The sequence below is a fragment of the Thermoanaerobaculia bacterium genome (assembly GCA_035717485.1).
Taxonomy (GTDB): Bacteria; Acidobacteriota; Thermoanaerobaculia; order UBA5066; family DATFVB01; genus DATFVB01.
This window is the reverse complement of record DASTIQ010000303.1, coordinates 23476-38764: the sequence shown is the minus strand read 5'-3', so window position 1 is coordinate 38764 and position 15289 is coordinate 23476. Positions and strand designations below refer to the sequence as shown.

Sequence of the window (15289 nt, the reverse complement as noted above, 5' to 3'; positions counted from 1 at the left end):
ACGAGATCCATCACGCGCGGCAGTCCCGCCCCGGACTCGGCGATCGGGGCCATCCGCGCGAGCTGAACGTGAAGGACGTCCGGGTGCGTGCGGAGGATCGTCTCCCGCAGGCGTCGGCGGAGGCGCGCGCCCGCATACGCGGCCGCCTGCACGGGTCGCCCCGAGAGCACGCCGCCCAGGGCGTGCGCCGCGGCGCCGGCCGGGGACAGCGGCGCGGTGACGATCTCCTCGCAGAACGGTTCGAGAGCGGCGACCGAGCCGGCGGAAGGCTCTCCGCGGGATACCGCGAAAAGGACGATCCGATTCCTCGCGCTCAGGAGCCGGATCTGGTGATACGCCCGAACCTGATGCCCCCGACGAAGCGGGTACGGGAACCGCGGCGCGACGAAGAGAATTCGCAACGTCAGCGAGGGCGTGGAGGCGGCGCGTTGAGGCGGCCCCGGCGAAGCTCCCCTTCGAGCCGGGCGACTTCGTCTTCCAGCGAGGCGCGCGCCGATTCGGGAAGCGGCGCCAGGACCGCCGGACTGATCCACGCCGCGCGGACGAGCGCCTGCTGCGCCGCGGCGAATTCCTTCTCCAGCACGAAGGCCCGTCCCATTTCGAAGTCCACGTCGGCGCGCTCTCCCGACGCGGAAGCCCGGCGGAGATCCGCCAGCGCCCCCGGAAAATCGCGCGCCTCGAACCGCGCCTCGCTCGCGATCATCCAGGGACGCGGGTCGCCGGGGAGCGCCGCCGCCGCCTCCGCGGCGGAACGGGACATTCCGGCGAGCGCCCGCCGCGCGGCGGCCGGCGGGTCCGCGTCGGCGAGGAGCGCGTCCGACACGGCGTGCATCCGCCAGAGGAGGCGGTCTCCCTGGTAGCGTCGCCACTCGGGGAGAACGGCCGCGGCGAGCAACCCGAGAACGACGGCCGCCCGCACGAATTTCACGCGGGGTCCTCGCCGGTCCCGGCCACCTTCCACGCCCGCCCGGTGGCGAGGAGGAGCGGCAGCGCGGACGCCGGACGCTGGAGCGGGAACCAGGTGAGCGCGGAGACCGCCCCGGCGCAGAGCACCGCGAAAAGGCCGAGAGCGGAGGCCCGGAGCGGCGCCGGCCCGGCCGAGGTCCGCCGCCACAGCGCCGCGAGCAGAACCCCGAGTCCGCCGGCGGCGGCCGCCGCCGCGGGAAGCCCGGCCTCGGCGGCCGCCTGGAGGTAATCGCAATGCGCTTCGACGTAGGCGCTGTCGGAGCGCGGGTTCACGAACCGGGCCCGCCGGCGGATTTCCGCCGCGAGACGGTGCGGAACGAATTCCGCGCCGAACGTTCCGGGGCCGTATCCGAGGAGCGGCCGGTCGCGAATCATCTCGATCGCGGCCACCCACGGGCCCTCCCGATAGCTCAACAGGCGGTTCCAGTCCGCGGCCCGGAGATACCCGGCGGCTTCGCGGACGCGCGCGCGGGCAGGCCCGTACGCCGCCACTCCCGCCGCCGCCGCGAGCGCGGCCGCCGCGACGACGCGGATCGCCCGCCTTCCGGCGAGCCGGAAACCGACGATCGCGGCACCGGACGCCGCGGCGACCGCCGAGGTGAGATTGCGGTTCACGACGAGCGCCGCCGCGATCGGAAGCAGGGCGGCTCCGGCGAGCCGCCGTTCGAGCGGGCGCCGGGCGGAGAGCGCGGCGGCGAGGGCGGCGATCGCGGCGACCGCCAGGACGATCGACAGGAGTCCCTCGTTGCCGAGCATCGCGCCGGTGGCGGAACGTCCGGAGACGCTCTCGATCGGGAGGGGGCCCCGCCACCCGGCGGCCTCCGCGAGCGCGAGCAGGGAGCTCACCACGGCTGCCCCGAGGAAGCCGATCGCCGCGACGCGGAAGCCCGCGTCCGTGAGCGCCGAGCCGAGCGGGACCGCGAGCGCGGCGAGCAGCATCGCCCTCCACGAATCGAGGGCGGCGCCGGAGCGGGGGGAGAGAAGTGCCGAGACTCCGGCGGCGGCCAGCGCCGCCGCGAACAGGAGCGCGGCGATCCTTCCGGCGGGACGGAGAGCGGCCCCCGGCCGCGCGGCGCGCGTGAACGCCAGCGCGGCGGCCGCCGCGCAGCCGAGGGTCGCCGCGAAGCGTTGGGGCGCCTCGAACGGAGCCTCCGCGCGGACGTCCACGATCAGGGTCGAAGCGACGATCGCCGCGGTGAGCACGAACGCCGCCGCCCGTTCGCCGGGCGCCGGCGGAGGAGGAGAAGGAGGGGGTGGCGGCTTCGGGCGCCGGGAGCGGCGGTGCGACACGGCGCGGATTATGGGGGATGGTCCGGGGAACGCCAAATCCCGCCGCGTTTCGGAGAGAGGCGGGGGGATTCGGGCGGGACGCATCGATCTCCGTCGCGCGAAGGGAAAATCGAATCGCCCGTCCTCATGAAAAAAGGCGCCGGGAGACGGGCTCCCGGCGCCGGAGGAACGGCCCCTCGGAGGGCCGCCGAGTCATCGCGTCACGGTTGATAGAGGTTCAGGGCCAGTCCGTTGTCGAGGAACTTCGCCGCCTGCTCGCGGGTGACGATCTGCGCGGGGCGGAAGGTCCCGTCGGCGAACCCGTCGATGATCCCCCTCGCCCAGACGAACGAGACGTATCGGCAGGACGGGTCGGTCGCCGGAACGTCGGAGAACGGAACGTTCGCCGACGCCACGTTGCAGTCGTACGCGCGGCCGGTGTTCGGATCCGAGTACGCCATCGGCACGTCTCCCTCGAGCCCCGGATTGTTCGGAGGCTGGGAACGCGCGATGAAGATGGCCGCCTGGCTGCGGGGCAGCAGGGCGTTCGGGCAATACTGAGACGGGCCGCATCCGAGCGTGATCGACTGGCTCGCGATGTAGTGAATGTGACGGCAGAACGGAGAGTCTGCGGCGACGTCGGTGAAGAGCGAATTCCCGCCCGTCGAGCAGTCGTAGGAGGCGAGATTCACGGTGCCGGTCGCGGGGACCGCGGCGTCGCTCCCGGCAAACCCGCGGGCGAGAAACGCGGCCATCTGGTCGCGCAGGACGCCCTGGTTCGGGCAGAAATACCGGGCCGCGCAGCCGACCGTCACCCCATTGTGGAAGATCGACTCGACGAACGGGTAATAGGGGGTGTTCGCCGGAACGTCGATGAAGCTGCCTCCCATGTGGAGAGTCCACGTTTTCGTCACGTTGCCGATCAGCGTCTCCGTGACGCGGGCGTCCATGTGCGCCGCGGGCCGGGGCCCGGAGAGCGTCGCGGCCAGCGCATAGCAGTTCGGCTTGTCGTTGCCGCTCAGGCAGTCGTGCGTGTCGTTCTTCGCGATCGAGCCGTAGTCCGCCGTCTCCTTGACGATCGAATACGACTCGGCGGCGGTCTGACCGATGCGATGGAAGTTCGAGAGCGCCGCGGTCACGCTGTTGAGGTTCTCGGTCGCCGTCGACCAGCTCGGATTGAGAACGATCGTCTCCCCGAACTCGAAGATACCGTCGACGTCCGAATCGGTGTCCGCATTGCTCAGGTCGTCGGCCGAGAGCGCGATCGGGACGAGCCCGGTCCCGCGGATCTCCGCGGTGAACGCGATGTCGGAGGCCGTCTGATCCACGAGGTCGACCACGTGCACCATCCCGTAATAGGTACCGGGAGCGGCGTACACATGGGTTCCCTGCGCGTCGAACGACTTCTGCCCGTTCGCGGAGACCTGTCCCGCGGTGGCCGCCAATGCGTCGCCCCAGGTGATCTCGGCGGTGAAGTGGTTGGACTGGTGATTGGACATCCAGGCCGCGACGATTCCGTGGGTCGACTGGCCCGCGATCCCGTCGAGGGTCTGGTGGGGGCTCGCCAAAACCGACGCTCGCGCCGCGAACGCCGTCCCGAGCAGAAACACGAGGGCGAATAATCCGATCGGCGCCCGGCGCCGAATGCATGATGCCTTTTTCATGACGTCCTCCTGAGGTGGGGAGCTCCGCGGTGGCCTCGCGCCGGGGCGGCGCTTCCCTTTTTTTCCGACAAGCTCACGGTAGAGCAAACGCCCTCGTTTCGCCTGATGTGAACGCTCCATTGTCGGTGTGCGAAGAGAACGAATCTGTCGATCCGTCAGGACGCGTCGCGAGCTCGCGGCGTGACGTTGCGCGTCGGAAGGAAGCGAAACGATCGAAGGGGGCGTCGCGCGCGGCAGTGTCGCGCCCGACGCCCCGAATCAGCGGATCAGAGGATGCCGAAGACGGGGTGGACGAACTGGACGCTCGGATCGTTCGTCACGTTGTCGGTCGCGGCGCCGGACACGATCGCGCTCCCGGTCGATACGCTCACCTCGACGATGTCGTCCCCGGCGAGCGCCATGTGGAACAGATCCTGCGCATGAAACTGATTGAAGTAGTTCGGTGGAAACGACGATTGAGCGGTGGCCTTGAGGTTCCCCTGCTTGTCCTTCAGCTCGAACGAGACGAAGGAGTCGGAGTCGAGAGTCCGGACGCCCAGATTCAGCCGGACCGCGTCGGGATCGACCGGCGCGCTCAGATACCCCGTGAACCCGTTGGGGACGATCGCGCCGCTGGACGAGAACGAGCCCGTCACCGGAACGAGTTCTTCTCCGAATCCCGACGTGCCGCCGGCGCCCTGGTCGTTGAAGACCCGGGCGAGCGTGACCGGAACGGCGGAGTCGACCGACAGGACGACGTCGAGCGTTCCGAACCCCGTCTGCCCCATCGCCTCGACCACGTCGGCGAAAGAGATCGCGTGGTTGTGCGCGATGAAGAGGTCGATCGAAGGATCGTCGACGGAGCCGCCGACCCCGACCGGGTGGAACACGAGACGCCCCGTCACGTCCCCTCCCACGACCGGGGCGATCATCTGGAGAGAGGTCTTGAAATTCGCTCCGTTCAGGCCGGGACCCGAGCCGACCGCCGGAATAACCCCGACCCGGTACTCGGTCGCGATGCCGGTTCCGGAAAGAATGAGCCCCCAGTTGTGGAGAGTCCCGCTCGCGAGCGAGACCGACCCGGTCACGTCGACGCCGGGAAATTCGACGAGCCGCCCGGCGAAGATGTTCGTCGAGAACACGACGTACCCGCACGGGGGAACACTGGCGATGCCGATCAGGTCGCCCTGGTGGATCGGCAGAGGCGGGGAAAGCACGGCCGTGTAAGCGTCACCCGAGAGCGTGCCCGCCGAAACGACCTGCTCCGCGGCGAGCGTGAGCGTATCCCCCGCCCGGTGGAAGATCTTGATCTTCGCCGGACAGGGGCTCGACCCCCATCCGAACCGGACGTCGGTGAGCGTGCCCGTCGCCGAGGCCGGATTGTTGAGGTCGATGACGGTGCCCGCGACCCCTCCTCCGACATCGCTCTGGCCGAAAGACGGGTTCCCCGCGGCGAGATCCACCGCGGGACACACCGCGGCGGACAGCAGGAACGAAATCGCGATTCCGATGGCGCGCGCCCGGATCCTCATGACGGTCTCCTTTCCAATCGGACGGTTCATGGCGACGAAGAAACGCGGGACATTCTCCCACGGGATCCGGGAAGAAAAGAAAAGCGGCCCCCGGAGGGGCCGCCGTGGAAACCGGATTTCGAGAGGGACTCAGTGCGGCGTTTCGCTCTGGAGAGGAGCGGGCTCCGGGAGCGGGGCGGCCGCGGCCGGGATCTCCTCCGAGACGAAACGGAGGCGCCCGCCGGCGAACGTCGCTCCCCGGAGCGTGAACGAGAGCGCTTCGCCGAGCTCCGAAACGGGGTACACGGTCAGCATCGCGCGCACCTCGTCGGTGAGATCGTCGAGATCGGGCTCGTTGGCCTTCGGGATGACGATCGTCGTGATTCCCGCGCGGACCGCGCCGAGGATCTTCTCCTTGAGCCCGCCGATCGGGAGCACGCGTCCGGAAATCGTGATCTCGCCGGTCATCGCGACGTCGCTTCGCGCCGGACGGTTCGAAAGCGCGGAGACGAGGGCGGTCGCCATCGTGATGCCGGCCGACGGTCCGTCCTTCGGGATCGCGCCCGCGGGGACGTGGATGTGCACATCGCGGTCGAACGCCTCCCCGTCGATCTGGAGCGCCGCGGCGTGCGAGCGGGCGTAGGTCCACGCGGCCCGCGCGGATTCCTTCATCACGTCGCCGAGCTGGCCGGTCAGGACCACCTCTCCCTTCCCCCGCATGAGCGACGCTTCGACGAACATGATGTCGCCGCCCGCCGGCGTGTAATACATGCCGGTCGCGATCCCGACCTGGTCCTGGGCCGCCTTCTGTTCGGCATGGACCTTCGGGCGCCCGAGGATGCCGGCGACGTCGCCGGCGCGGACGGCGAACGGTCCCGCCTCGCCCCCCGCGATGCGGCGGGCGATCTTGCGGGCGAGCTTCCCGAGCTCTCGCTCGAGCTGCCGGACCCCCGCTTCTCGCGTGTAGCCGGTGACGACTTCCGCGATCGCGCCGTCGTCGATCGAGAGCTGATCGGCGCGCAGGCCGTTGTCGACGAGCTGCCGGGGCACGAGATAGCTCTTCGCGATCTCGAGCTTCTCCCGTTCGGTGTAGCCGGCGAAGTCGACGACTTCCATCCGATCGAGGAGCGGCCCCGGGATGTTCTGCAGGAAGTTCGCCGTCGCGATGAAGAAGACCTCCGAGAGGTCGAACGGCACGGCGAGATAGTGGTCGGTGAAACTGTCGTTCTGCGCCGGATCGAGAACCTCGAGGAGGGCGCTCGCCGGGTCGCCCTGGTACGAGACGCCGAGCTTGTCGACCTCGTCGAGCAGGAAGACGGGGTTCTTCGTTCCGGCCTGCTTCATTCCCTGCAGGATCCGTCCCGGAAGCGCGCCGACGTACGTCCGCCGGTGTCCGCGGATGTCCGCTTCGTCGCGGGCGCCCCCGAGCGAGATGCGGACGTACTTGCGTCCCATGGCACGCGCGATGGACTTCGCGATCGACGTCTTGCCGACGCCGGGGGGACCGACGAACAGGAGGATCCGGCCCTTCCCCGACGCTTGAGCGCGGGCGGGTTCTTTGGGAGCGCCGCCGGCCGGCGATTCGGATTCCTTCGACTCGGCCGCGCGCCGCGCCTCGGCGTCGCGCAGCTGCCGGACCGCGAGGAACTCGACGATCCGGTCCTTGACGTCCTTCAGTCCGTAGTGGTCTTCGTCGAGAATCCGCGAGGCCTCGCCCACGTCCAGATGATCCGCGCTCCGCGTCGACCAGGGGAGTTCCGAGACGTACTCGAGATAGCTCCGCAGGATCTGGGCCTCCAGGGACTCTCTCTGGATCCGCGTGAGGCGACTCCACTCCCGGTCGATTTCCTTGCGAACCTCCTCGGGAAGCGTCAGGGCGTCGAGCTTCTCCTTGAGCTCCTTGACCCCCTCCTCGCTCCCCTCGCCCTCGCCGAGCTCTTTCTGGATCGCCTTCATCTGCTCGCGGAGGTACATCTCGCGCTGGCGGTCGCCCAGCTCCTCCTGCACCTTCGTCTTGATGTCCTCCTGCGCCTCGATCATCCCGATCTGGCGCTGCACGAAGACCAGCACGCGGCGCAGACGATCCTCGACCGAAAGGGTTTCGAGCAGCCCCTGCCGCTCCGCCGTCGGAATCTCGACGTATCCCGCGACGAGGTCCGCGAGGCGGCCCGGCTCTCCGACTTCGCCGAGGATCTGCTCGATCACTTCCTCGGGAACGCCGGAGCGCTTCCCGAGCTCGGACGCGCGTTCCCGGGCTTCCTTGTGGAGAGCGACGAAGGCGGGGTCCTTCGGATCGAGCGGAAGCATCTCCTTCGCCTCGAGCACGGTGGCCTCGAGATGGCCGTCCTTCTCGGCGATCCGCATCGCGATCCCGCGCTGTTTTCCGTTCAGGAGCAGACGCGTCCCGCCGAGGCCGCGCTGGACCGCACCGATCGATGCGATCGTCCCGATCGTGTAGAGCCCTTCGGGGGTCACGTCGTCGACGTCCTGCCGCTGCGTGACCGCGAAAACGAGGGGCTCCGGCCGCGCCAGGGCCGCTTCGATCGCCCGCAGCGTCGGCTTTCGCCCGGCCGTGATCGGTACGGCCACCCCGGGAAACAGAACCGCCGACCGCATCGGGACGACGGGGAGAGACAGGGTTTCAGACATCAGATTCACTCCTCTGAACAGCCCGCTTTTCGCGAGTCCGACCGATGGCTTGGGCGTTCGACAATGAAAACATTGAGCCCGCGCGTATTATTTCTTTTTCGGAAAGACCTGACCGCGGGACACTCATGTACGGTTAAGTGTCCGTTCGTGGGATTATCAAATCCCGTGCCCGGCCATTCCTCTTCGGGCGCGTCAGCGTAAATGTCTGCAGAACCAAGGCGTTCGATGTGGCACCGAGATTGTTAACGGGCCTTCGGGAAGGAAATCGATGGACATTCCGAGAGACACCCGCAAACCGCGTCGCCGCCGGATCCTGATGGCGGGGGCGGGAGCGCTGGCGCTTCTCCTCGTCACCCTCGGGCTTCGACGTCTGAAGCCCGCCGCGCCCACCGTCGACCGGGCCACGCTCTGGATCGACGTGGCCAAACGGGGCGAGATGCTCCGCCAGGTGCGCGGTACCGGGACCCTCGTCCCCGAAGTGATCCGCTGGATCCCGGCGGCGACGGATGGAAGGGTGGAAAAGATCCTCGTGCTCCCCGGGACGGCGGTGAAGGCCGACACCGTGATCCTCGAGCTGTCGAACCCGGACGTGACCCTCGCCTCGCAGGACGCCGCGCTGCAGCTCAAGTCCGCCGAGGCGGACTTCATCAGCCAGAAGGTGAAGATCGAAGGGCAGCGCCTCGACGAGGAGGCGAGCCTCGCGACGACCGAAGCCGACTACAACCAGGCGGCCCGCGAGCGCGACATGAACGAGAAACTTTTCGCCGACGGGCTCGTCTCCAGTCTCGTGCTCGAGAACTCGCGCGGCAAGGTCAAGGAGCTCGCCAAGCGGCTCGAGATCGAGAAGAAACGGGTGGCGATGGCCGACGAGTCGGTGACCGCCCAGCTCGCGAGCCAGAAGACGGCCGTCGAGAAGGTTCAGGCGCTCTCGGCGGTGCGGCGCGACCAGGCGGGCCAGCTGAAAGTCCGGGCGGGCATCGACGGCATCCTCCAGCAGGTGCCGGTCGAGGTCGGCCAGCGCGTGGCCCCCGGCGCCACCCTCGCCAAGGTCGCCCAGCCCGACAAATTGAAAGCGGAACTGAAGATCGCCGAAACGCAGGCGAAGGACATCCTCGCCGGGCAGCCGGCGGAGATCGACACGAGGAACGGCATCGTCGCGGGAACCGTCTCGCGCATCGATCCGGCCGTCCAGAACGGCACCGTCACGGTCGACGTGGCGATCCGCGGGCCCCTTCCCAAGGGCGCGCGCCCGGACCTCTCGGTCGACGGGACGATCCAGCTCGAGAAGCTCGAGAACGTGCTCTCGATCGGCCGCCCCGCCTTCGGCCAGGAGCAGAGCACGGTCGGAATGTTCGTCCTCGAGCCCGGCGGAAAGTTCGCGTCGCGCGTGCCGGTCAAGCTCGGACGCGGTTCGGTCAACGCGGTCGAAGTTCTCGACGGCCTGAAGGCCGGCGACCAGGCGATTCTGTCGGACATGTCGAGATGGGACGGGTTCAACCGCGTCCGCCTCGAATGAAAGGAAGGGCGATGACGGCACATCCGGACTCCCTGATTCACATGGAAGGCATCCGCAAGGTCTTCTACACCGACGAGGTGGAGACCCACGCGCTGTCGGAGATCCACCTCGACATCCGCAAGGGCGAGTACGTGGCGATCGCGGGACCTTCCGGCTCGGGGAAGTCGACGCTCCTCGCGATCATGGGTCTTCTGGACACGCCGACCCACGGCCAGTACATCCTGAACGGCAAGGCGGTCGAGGACATCGGTCCGTCGGAGCGGGCGCGCATCCGGAACCGGGAGATCGGATTCATCTTCCAGAGCTTCAACCTGATCGGCGACCTCACGGTGTACGAGAACGTCGAGCTCCCGCTGACGTACCGGGGCATGTCGTCGGCCGAGCGGAAGCAGCGCGTCCACGAGTCGCTCGAGCGGGTCGGCATGAGCCACCGCACGAAGCACTACCCCGCCCAGCTCTCCGGCGGCCAGCAGCAGCGCGTGGCCGTCGCCCGCGCGCTCGCCGGATCCCCCTCGATCCTCCTGGCGGACGAGCCGACCGGAAACCTCGACTCCCGGAACGCCGAATCGGTGATGGAGCTCCTCCGCGAGCTCCATCGGGAGGGCGCGACGATCTGCACGGTCACGCACGATCCGCGGTTCGCCCGCCATGCGGAACGCACGATCCACGTCTTCGACGGACGGATCGTGGAAGAGACGCTCGCCGCCGAGGCCTGAGTCCGGGCCGGCAGGAGGATCCGATGACGCACGGCCTTTCGCCCTCCCGTTCGAGCCGGACCGACACGCCCCGATTTCGGCCGTGGAATTTCGGAAAGCGATGAGGAGGCATCGATGAAGGGATTCCTCGTCGATCTCCGCCATGCCGCCCGAAACCTCGCGGCTCGGCCGGGATTCGCGGCCGCGGCGATCGTCTCGCTCGCGATCGGCATCGGTGCCGACACCGCGATCTTTTCCGTGGTCTACGGAGTGCTCCTCCGGCCGCTCCCCTACCCGCACGCCGATCGGCTCGTCGATGTCGCGGAGGTCGACGCGCGCGGGCGCTCCATGCGGGTCTCCGACGCGAACTATCTCGATCTGCGGGACCAGAGCCGGGCGTTCGACGAGCTCGGCGAGTACTCCGCGTGGGATGCCGCGATCGCGACACCCGCCGAGGCTTTTCGCGCCAAGTGCGCGATGGTCTCCCGCGGATTCTTCGAGGCATTCGGAGCGCAGCCGTCGGTCGGCCGTTCGTTCACCGCGGAAGAGCGTTCCCCGGGGGGGCCGGCGGCCGCGATCGTCGGCGACCGCTTCTGGCGGACGCATCTCGGCGCCGCGCGCGACCTTTCGGGAGCGACGATCCGCATCGATGGCGTGCCCCACGCCGTCGTGGGCGTCATGCCTCCCGGATTCCCGTTCCCCGACGGAGCGCAGGTGTGGCGGGCGCGCGAGCGCTTTCCCTGGCTCCCGGGCCGCACGGCGCACAACGACCGCGTCGTCGGCCTGCTCCGCGCCGGCGTCCCCGTCGCGCGCGCCCAGGCGGACGTTTCCGCGATCGCGCGGAGGCTCGCCGCCGAGAACGGCAAGCGGACCGACATGCAGAATGCCGCGGTCACGCCGCTCCGCGAAACCCTCGTCGGGCGGATCCGGCCGGCGCTTCTCCTCCTCCTCGGCGCCGCCGGCGCTCTCTTCCTCGTCGGCTGCGTGGACGTGGTCGCGCTGCTGCTCGCCCGCGCCGCGTCGCGGCGTCGCGAGATCGCCATCCGACGCGCTCTCGGCGCCGGGCGCCTCGACCTGGTACGGACGTTCCTCGCGGAAGCGCTCGGCATCGCCGTGCCGGGCGGGGGGCTCGGAATCCTCCTCTCGGCCGCGCTCGTGGGCGCGCTCGCGCGCCTGGCTCCTCCCGATCTCCCCCGGGCCGGCGAGATCGCGGTCGACGCGCCGGTCGTCGCCGCGGCCGTGCTGCTCGCCGTGTTCGCGGCCGCCCTCCTCGCCGTGGCGACCGCCTGGTCCGAATTCGGGAGCCGGCTCGCGGACGTGCTCCGCGGAAACCAGTCGACCGGAGACCGGCGCACGCGGCGGGCGCAGCGGGTTCTCTCGGTCGGCCAGCTCGCGATGACTGCGGCGCTCCTCGCCGGCGTCGCGCTCCTCGGCCGCAGCCTCACGAAGCTCCTCGACGTGCCGCTCGGATTCGATCCGAAACCGGTGCTGACGATGACCCTGTACCTTCCGGACGCGGACACGCTCTACCTCCCGGGCACGGATGCCGGGGCGTTTCGCGCCCGGCGCAAGGCGCAGATCGCCGCTCTCCTCGAACGCCTCGGCCGGCTCCCGGGGGTCGAGCGCGTCGGCGCGACGGATTCCCTTCCCCTGGGGGACGGTTTCCCGGACGGGACCTTCCTCCTCATGGCTCCCGGACAGGCGCTCTCCTCGCTTTCCGATTTCGAGCGCCTCTTCCGGGATCCGGCCCGGACCGGATCGGCGGACTATGCCCTCGCGACGGGCGGCTACTTCCCCGCCATGGGCATCCCGCTCCTTCGCGGGCGCCTGTTCGACGCGCGGGATTCCGCCGACGCTCCCCACGTCGCGGTGATCAGCGAGACGCTCGCGCGGAGCCGGTTCCGCGGGCGCGACCCGATCGGTCAGACCATCGAGTTCGGCAACATGGACGGCGACCTCCGGACGATGACCGTCGTCGGCGTCGTCGGCGACGTGCACCCGCAGCGGCTCGAAGATCCGCCGGAACCGGTCATTTACGGGAACGTCGCCCAGCGCCAGAAGGGACCGGCCGTCACGGTCGTCCTCCGGTCTTCCGGCGATCCCCTCCGGTTCGCCGACGCCGCCCGAAAGGCCGCCCGGGAGCTCGATCCCACGGTCCCCGTGACAATCCGATCGATGGACGAGGTGATCGCTGCGGCCGTCGCGTCGCGGCGGCTCGGCCTCGTCCTCCTCTCTCTCTTCTCCGGCGCCGCCCTCGTTCTCGCGTGCACGGGACTGGCGGGCATCACCGCGTACGCGATCGCCCAGCGCCAGCGGGAGATGGGGATCCGAACGGCGCTCGGCGCCCGGCCGGTGAGCCTTCTCACGCTCCTCCTCTCGGAGCAGGCTCGTCTCGTCGCGGCGGGAATCGCGGCGGGCACCGTCCTCGCGGTCGTCTTCGCCGGGTTCGCCCGGGCGATCCTGTTCGGCGTCGAGGCGGCCGATCCGGTCTCCCTCGCTTCTTCGGCGGCGGTCCTCGCGGCGTGCGCGGCCATCGCGATCGTCCTGCCGTCCCTGCGGCTGCTGCGCCTTCCGGCCGCGGAAGCGCTCCGGCAGGAATGATGCCGGGACTCCTCCACGACCTCAGGGACGGCCTCCGCGCGATGCGCCGGTTCCCGGGGGCGACCGCGGCGTCGGTCGCGATCCTCGGGCTCGCGATCGCCGCCAATGCCGTCATCCTGACCGTGGCGGAGACCATCTTCTTTCGGCCGCTTCCGGTTCCTTCTCCCGACGGGCTCGCGCGCGTCGTCCGGGTCGAGAACGGCCGCGCGAACGGTTCGTTCTCGTATCCCGAGTATCGGGACCTGCGCTCGCGGGCTCGCGGCTGGCAGTCGCTCGCGGCGCACTATTCCTCCGCTCCGCTCGTCGTCGACGGCCCGGACGGAGCCCGGGAGGCGCAGGGAGCCGTCGTGAGCGCGAACTACTTCGCAACACTCGGCGTCCGTCCCGCCCTGGGCCGCTTCTTCCGCGAGGAGGAAGACGCGGTTCCGGACCGCGACCCGGTCGTCGTCCTCGGCGAAGGTTTCTGGCGCGACCGGTTCGGCGGCGACCCGGCGATCCTCGGACGCGTCGTGAAGATCAACGACGTCGCCTTCACCGTCGTCGGGATCGCCCCGCGCGGTTTCGGAGGAGCCCGCGCGGAAACGGCGAACGACCTCTGGATCCCGACGATGATGCTCCGGGTCGGATACCGATGGGGAGACGCCCTCGCGGGTCACGCGCGGCCCCTCGAGATCATCGGCCGCGTGGCCCCGGGATGGACGATCGGAAGGGTTCGGGCCGCCCTCGCGGCGCTCGGGCCCGCGCTCGATGGACGCGGCGGGGCAGAGAAACGGCGGGCCGTCCTCGTGGCCGATCGGGCGCGCGGAGTCGAAGACGGGGTCCGGCGGTCGATGCTTCCGTCGATGCGCCTCCTCGCCGCGATGGCTCTCCTCCTGCTCCTCGTGTCGTGCGCCAACGTCGCCGGCGTGCAGGGCGTCCGGGCGGCGGCGCGGCGCAGGGAGCTCGCCATCCGGCGCAGCCTGGGATGCGCCCCCTCGCGGCTCGTCCGGAAGCTCGTCGTCGAGAGCCTGCTCGCCGCCGGCGCCGCCGGCGCGCTCGGCGTCCTCCTCTCGGTTCCCGCGCGCGGGGGGGTCCTCCCCTTCTACACGGCCGATTCGGAAGGTTACGTCCGGGCTTTCCCGGTTGCCCTCTCCGTCCGCGTCTGGTTGTCGTCGCTCACGCTCGCTCTCCTCGGCGGGCTGCTCTGCGGGTTGTTTCCCGCCCTTCACGCGGTCCGATCGAACGTCGTCGCCGCGCTGAAGGACGACCGCGACCCGGGAAAGAGCCGTCACCGCGCATTCCTCGTGGCCGGCCAGATCGCCCTCTCGTTCGCCCTCGTCGCGGCCGCCGGCCTCCTCTCCCGCAGCGCCTCGAGCATCCGCTCCGGAAAGCGCTTCGATCCGTCGCGGGTCGCCCTGATGCGTCTGCGCCCGCGGCTCGTCGGCGCCTCCGCCGATCGCGCCGAACGGTACACCCGGGAGGTGGTTCGCCGCCTCGAAGCGATGCCGGGAGTCGAATCCGTCAGCCTGGCCCGCGGCGCCGGCTTCGCGTGGCGGGAAACGGGCGAAGCGACGGTCACGACGGCGGCGGCCGCCGCCGCGCCGGGACGCCGGGTCGGATACCACGAAATCGGCCCCCGGTTCCTCGCCACGCTCGGCATCCCGCTCCTGCACGGACGCGAGTTCGACGCGGGCGACCGGACCGGCTCTCCCGCCGTCGCGCTCGTCAACGCCTCTCTGGCGGATGGGATCTGGCCCGGCGCCGACGCTCTCGGTCGCGCGATCCTGGTCGACGGCGTTCCGTTCACGGTCGTGGGCGTTTTCCGGGACGCGCAGCTCCGCCCGGCATCCCGGTCCTCCGTCCCGTTCGTGTATCTCGCGTACTGGCAGTTCCCGTTCGGCCATCCGATCGACTCGCGGCTCGTGATCCGCACCGCCCACGACCCCCGAACGATGCTCGAGCGGCTCCGCCAGGCCGCGAGCGATGCCGATCCGGCGATTCCGGTGACCGAGGTCATGACGATGCGGGACCAGGTCTCGTCGTCGATGGCGGACGTCTTCCTCGCCGCCCGGGTCGCGTCGGGGGCCGGACTCGTCGCGGTGCTCCTGGCGGCGCTCGGCATCCACGGACTCTTCTCCGCGGTGCTCCTCCGCCGACGCAAGGAGTTCGCGCTTCGGATGGCGCTCGGCGCGGAGGGATCCGACATCCGCGGAATCGTCGTTCGCGACGCGTCCCGGCTCCTCGCGGGAGGGATGGCCGCGGGGGCCGCCGTCGCTTTCGCCATGGCCCGCGCCATGCCCGCGTTCCTCTTCGCCACGGCGGCGCTGGACACCCGGGCGCTCGCGTCGGCCGCGGCGGTCCTCGGCGCGGCCGCCGTTTTCGCCTGCTGGCCGCCGGCGCGGCGCGCCGCGCGCGTCGACCCCGCGGCCGTGCTTCGTGCGGAATGAAATGAGGGTTCAC

At 70.2% G+C, this 15289-nt stretch carries 10 protein-coding genes; 4 read left to right on the top strand and 6 right to left on the bottom strand.

The window, feature by feature from the left end; all coding sequences use genetic code 11:
- From VFS34_15970 to lon, 6 genes are all read right to left on the bottom strand, one after another.
- Positions 1-401: hypothetical protein (locus VFS34_15970; protein ID HET9795949.1), on the bottom strand; the 401-nt coding region annotated here is incomplete at its 3' end.
- A 2-nt stretch (positions 402-403) separates the two neighbouring features.
- Positions 404-928 (bottom strand): hypothetical protein, encoded by a 525-nt coding sequence (locus VFS34_15965; protein HET9795948.1) that lies wholly within the window; start codon positions 926-928, stop codon positions 404-406.
- Positions 925-2256 (bottom strand): O-antigen ligase family protein, encoded by a 1332-nt coding sequence (locus tag VFS34_15960; protein ID HET9795947.1) that lies wholly within the window; start codon positions 2254-2256, stop codon positions 925-927. The genes VFS34_15965 and VFS34_15960 overlap by 4 nt, the downstream gene beginning before the upstream one ends.
- A gap of 200 nt (positions 2257-2456) precedes the next feature.
- On the bottom strand, positions 2457-3899 hold the full coding sequence (locus tag VFS34_15955; GenBank protein HET9795946.1) for an S-layer homology domain-containing protein: 1443 nt from the start codon (positions 3897-3899) through the stop codon (positions 2457-2459).
- A gap of 266 nt (positions 3900-4165) precedes the next feature.
- Positions 4166-5410 carry a hypothetical protein gene (locus tag VFS34_15950; protein HET9795945.1) on the bottom strand — a complete coding sequence of 415 codons (1245 nt, stop codon included), beginning with the start codon at positions 5408-5410 and terminating at the stop codon, positions 4166-4168.
- Positions 5411-5539: 129 nt separating this feature from the next.
- Positions 5540-8038: an endopeptidase La gene (gene lon / locus VFS34_15945; protein ID HET9795944.1), complete on the bottom strand. Its 2499-nt coding sequence runs from the start codon at positions 8036-8038 to the stop codon at positions 5540-5542.
- 268 nt (positions 8039-8306) lie between these two features.
- Between lon and VFS34_15940 the strand changes: the two genes are divergently transcribed.
- From VFS34_15940 to VFS34_15925, 4 genes are all read left to right on the top strand, one after another.
- The gene (locus tag VFS34_15940; protein HET9795943.1) at positions 8307-9554 is read left to right on the top strand and encodes an HlyD family efflux transporter periplasmic adaptor subunit; all 1248 of its coding nucleotides are present in this window, start codon (positions 8307-8309) and stop codon (positions 9552-9554) included.
- An 11-nt stretch (positions 9555-9565) separates the two neighbouring features.
- The gene (locus VFS34_15935) at positions 9566-10270 is read left to right on the top strand and encodes an ABC transporter ATP-binding protein (GenBank protein ID HET9795942.1); all 705 of its coding nucleotides are present in this window, start codon (positions 9566-9568) and stop codon (positions 10268-10270) included.
- 114 nt (positions 10271-10384) lie between these two features.
- Complete coding sequence (locus tag VFS34_15930) at positions 10385-12850, top strand: ADOP family duplicated permease (protein ID HET9795941.1); 2466 nt, start codon at positions 10385-10387, stop codon at positions 12848-12850.
- Complete coding sequence (locus tag VFS34_15925) at positions 12847-15276, top strand: ADOP family duplicated permease (protein ID HET9795940.1); 2430 nt, start codon at positions 12847-12849, stop codon at positions 15274-15276. Before VFS34_15930 ends, VFS34_15925 begins: the two co-directional genes overlap by 4 nt.
- Positions 15277-15289: the final 13 nt, after the last annotated feature.